Here is a 3,993-nt window from a genome sequence, read left to right as displayed (position 1 = left end):
CCAGGATAGCCAGCAGAAATAACGCAGTCAAAAGCCAGATTTCCCGATCCCTGGCGATGTCCTGCAGGTAGGCTCCGATAATTTCTCCATCGATCTCTTCCACAGCCAGAATGACAGTTTGTCCCGGGTGAATTTTGGTTCCCAGATAAAATTCCTGTTCCGAGTAGTGATTCACAATCGTCACAATTTCACCCCGGTGTGGTCCGGAAGTGATCAGTACGTCAGCCTCCTGTCCGAGGTCGGCCAGCGTAAATTCCGGTATGAATTCACGCACCTCCTGAACTCTTCCCCGGTAGTAGCTGAAAATGTCCTGGGCTTGCGTGGATTCAGCCAAGCCCAGGAGGAGGACAGCAGTGAACAGACAGAACAGAAGTATCTTGGTGGAGTGTCTCATCGGGCCAGAGTCTTTGTTCATCGCACCAGGGCACCTTTCAGAGTCTCATTCAGGTAAGATGTGCAAAACCGGCAGCAGGTCTCCTCGCCGGGGATCATTTCCAAACAAAATGGGCAGGGTATAGTGTTTGACGGCGGCGGGATCTTCGCCCTTCTCAGGCGGTTGATGCTTTTAGTGATAAAATACCGGAAATCATTCATGACCTTCATGGGAATCCCTCCCGTGCTGAGCTATTTTTCATTACTAAAAACCGTGGTTTCTGGAAGATGCCCCTCGGCGACCTACCGACCTTTCCAGATGGACCTCGGTACCGAGAGTGAAATAATCCTTACTTATCCGTATACCCATTATATCAGTTCTCTTTTGAATTGATATCTTGACACAGTCTGGCTATGGTGGTGGAAAACGAACGAGACATCGGGTACAATAAAACAGCGAAGGATGTCTGTACCTGGCTGAACCAAGGAGGGCCCATGGAACCCATATCCTCTGAAGTCGTGGAAAAAACCTGGCAAAGAATCGGTGTGATGGATCCGCAACTGGCTCACGAGCTTATCGGCGATTTGGAGAACACACAACCGGTCATCATGGAATATTTAATGGCAGGCAGCGAGGAATTGTTCAACCAGGCCGAAAGGGAACTGGTGATTTATCTGGGAATCGTGATTTGGCAAATCATGAAAGACGGTTTCCCACCTCCTCCCCAGGTGTTGTTCGAGGATATCGAAAAAGCCGAAGCAGCCAACTTGAAAATGCTCGAGTACCTGGGAAGCTCGACCCCCGGGGATTTTAGTCGGACTGTGGAAACCGTAGTGGTCAACTATAGCCAGCCGCAAATCCTACGGTACGTTGTCGAAGCGCTCTTCGAATTCGAAGAGGACGAAGATGTGGCAGGGAGTGATACAAAAATCAGGGACGACATGAAAGGAATTATATTTATTGTTTTGAAAACCATCATTGACTGTTTGGATCGCTAACGTCCCTTGCTACCCGAAAGAGCGCTTACAAATCGCTTTTACCGCTGGTAGCGACCCTTTTTCTGCGTTTTTGTAGCTCCGCTATAATATCGTAGAATGTCAGATTCTCCTTTTTTACCAGAACCAGCAGATGATAGAGAAGATCGGCGACTTCCCATTTGATGAGCGCTTTGTCTTCTGCACTCATACAAGCCAAGAGTACCTCCGTTGATTCCTCGGAAATTTTGCGCAGGACTTTTTCCCGGGGAGCTTCCAGGAGCTGGCGGGTATAGGAAGATGCAGCGCTTTCCTGGGAACGCTCTTCGATCACCTGGAACAATTCCTGCAGGAACGCGGCACTGGCAAAAGGCGGTAAACTACCTGTCTCGGGCATGACGCCTTGATCAGTGATTTCCCGATAATAGCAGGAAAGCTCACCGGTATGACAAGCAACGCCTTTTTGCTCGACTTGGACGAGCAGTGAATCACCGTCGCAATCCAGGTAGAGACCGGTTACCCTTTGAGTGTGCCCGCTGGTTTCCCCCTTGTGCCAGAGGCATCCACGACTGCGGCTGAAAAACCAGGTCGTTCCCGTTTCAAGCGTCTTCTTCAATGATTCCCGGTTCATGTAGGCTGTCATGAGCACTTTGCCGGATTCTGCGTCTTGTACTACCGCGGGAATAAGTCCATCCTGGCTAAATTTGACCTGTTCAAATATTTTTTCCATCAAACTTCAAGCCTCACTGGTATTCCCCGTTTTCTTATGAAGGCCTTGGCTTCGGGTATCGTGCATTGCCTGCTATGAAAGATCGAAGCGACCAACGCCGCATCTGCCTGTCCTTCCCGCAATACCGCCACCAGGTGTTCGAGCTTTCCCGCTCCTCCGGAAGCGATGATCGGTATCTTGATTCGTTCGGCGGTTTTACGAGTAAGGTTTACTTCATACCCGGACAGGGTTCCGTCAGTATCCATGCTGGTTAAAAGGATTTCTCCGGCTCCCAGCTTTTCCACTTGGACTGCCCATTGCAGGGCGTCCTTTCCGGTAGGGGTGCGACCTCCGTTGATAAATACTTCCCAGTAGCTGTGCCGGGTGATCCGGTCCCAGGTTTTTTTGACGTCAAGGGCGACAACAACACACTGGGATCCAAATTTTCCAGCCAGTTCAGTAATCAGGCCGGGGTTCAACACGCAAGCGGTGTTGATCGACACCTTATCCGCCCCGGCTTTGAGGAGCTTGGTGACCTGTTCTTGGGTATTGATACCTCCCCCGACCGTGAATGGTATGGTGAGCTCGGCGGCGACCTTCTCCGCAACTGCGACCATGGTTTCACGCTTTTCGTAAGAAGCGGTAATATCCAAAAAAACCAGCTCATCGGCGCCTTCCTCTTCATAGTGTTTTGCCAGTTCAACCGGGTCGCCGATATCCCGGATATTTTCAAAGTGTATTCCCTTGACTACTCGTCCGTCCTGGACGTCGAGACAGGGTATGATTCTTTTGGTCAGCATTTCAAGCCTCCCGTGCAAATAAAACGGTGATGAGTGATGGAGAATCGGTCATTAATGAAAACAGCATTTTTAAATCTTCGATACATCGCTTTATCTGGCCCGATACCACCGAGGAGTATCCAAAGAACTCACAAAGCAGCCGGTACAAGGTTTTTTTCTTTCTCGTCCCATCTATCCTCATTGTTTACTCTTTGAGGAGGGCGAGAGCTGCGGGAAGGGAGAGATTTCCGGTGTAAAGTGCTTTTCCCAGGATAATGCCTTCTATTCCATAGGGTAAATTTTTCAGGGCTCGGATGTTCTCCAGAGAGGAAATTCCGCCGGCAACGATGATAGCAACGCCGCTTTTGGCGATAAATCGCTCGATTGTTGGGAGATTGATACCGGTCAAAGTGCCGTCACGGGTGATATCGGTGAAAATGAAATGACGGACACCCATCTCGGAAAAGCGGCGAGCCGACTCAGTATCTGATAATGACGATACCTCGATCCAGCCTTCCAGGGCAATTTTTCCGTTGAGTGAATCAAGGCTGACCGCAACAGAAGAGGGAGATAGCGCTAAGGCTTTTTCCAGTACCTGTGGATTACGGAAGGCCACACTTCCCAGGATGATCCGTTTTGCGCCCATATCCAGGTAGTGACGAAAGGCCATCAGGTCCCGCACTCCGCCTCCGACTTCAACGGGAATCTTCACAGCCTGGATAAGTCGGGAAATGATCGAATCGTTGACTGGTTTTCCGTTTTTTGCACCGTCGAGATCCACCACATGAAGAAAGGCAGCTCCCTCCTCTTCCCAACGCCGGGCCGCATCGATCGGTGATTCGTTGAATACAATGACCCTGGAATAATCGCCCTTTTCCAGCCGGACACACCGGCCTTCGATAATGTCGATTGCGGGAAGCAGGGTGATCACGTGCCAGACTCCCGCAACCATAGTTTCAGAAGTTCCATTCCCCACACCGAACTCTTTTCCGGATGAAATTGTAAACCCCAAAGAGTTCGAGATTGTATGATGGCCGGTATGACCACGTTATAATTGGTAATTCCAACAACCATGTTCTCATCCTCGGGTATGGCGTAGTAAGAATGCGCGAAATAAAAAAATCGTCCTTGGGGTATGATTTTGGTTAAAGATGTAGT

Annotated in this window: 7 protein-coding genes; 1 reads left to right on the top strand and 6 read right to left on the bottom strand. The window is 49.9% G+C overall.

Annotated elements, in window-relative coordinates; genetic code table 11:
• On the bottom strand, window positions 1-415 hold a 415-nt coding region (locus VLH40_00615; GenBank protein HSV30512.1), incomplete at its 3' end, for a hypothetical protein.
• Window positions 412-603 (bottom strand): hypothetical protein, encoded by a 192-nt coding sequence (locus tag VLH40_00610; GenBank protein HSV30511.1) that lies wholly within the window; start codon window positions 601-603, stop codon window positions 412-414. The genes VLH40_00615 and VLH40_00610, both read right to left, overlap by 4 nt.
• Before the next feature lie 264 nt (window positions 604-867).
• Here VLH40_00610 and VLH40_00605 point away from each other — a divergent pair, with 264 nt between their 5' ends.
• Window positions 868-1,371 (top strand): hypothetical protein, encoded by a 504-nt coding sequence (locus VLH40_00605; GenBank protein HSV30510.1) that lies wholly within the window; start codon window positions 868-870, stop codon window positions 1,369-1,371.
• Between the two features lie 25 nt (window positions 1,372-1,396).
• Here VLH40_00605 and hisIE read toward each other — a convergent pair whose 3' ends face one another.
• From hisIE to VLH40_00585, 4 genes are all read right to left on the bottom strand, one after another.
• Window positions 1,397-2,077 (bottom strand): bifunctional phosphoribosyl-AMP cyclohydrolase/phosphoribosyl-ATP diphosphatase HisIE, encoded by a 681-nt coding sequence (gene hisIE, locus VLH40_00600; protein ID HSV30509.1) that lies wholly within the window; start codon window positions 2,075-2,077, stop codon window positions 1,397-1,399.
• Window positions 2,077-2,856, bottom strand: a complete 780-nt coding sequence (gene hisF, locus VLH40_00595) for an imidazole glycerol phosphate synthase subunit HisF (protein ID HSV30508.1) — start codon at window positions 2,854-2,856, stop codon at window positions 2,077-2,079. The genes hisIE and hisF overlap by 1 nt, the downstream gene beginning before the upstream one ends.
• Window positions 2,857-3,040: 184 nt before the next feature.
• Window positions 3,041-3,766: a 1-(5-phosphoribosyl)-5-[(5-phosphoribosylamino)methylideneamino]imidazole-4-carboxamide isomerase gene (gene hisA / locus VLH40_00590; protein HSV30507.1), complete on the bottom strand. Its 726-nt coding sequence runs from the start codon at window positions 3,764-3,766 to the stop codon at window positions 3,041-3,043.
• A partial coding sequence (locus tag VLH40_00585; GenBank protein HSV30506.1) for a hypothetical protein occupies window positions 3,763-3,993 on the bottom strand: 231 nt, incomplete at its 5' end. The genes VLH40_00585 and hisA, both read right to left, overlap by 4 nt.

This window comes from Atribacteraceae bacterium, assembly GCA_035477455.1.
Lineage (GTDB): Bacteria > Atribacterota > Atribacteria > Atribacterales > Atribacteraceae > DATIKP01.
Note: the sequence above shows the minus strand (reverse complement) of the source record. Positions and strands in the feature narration are given on the sequence as shown.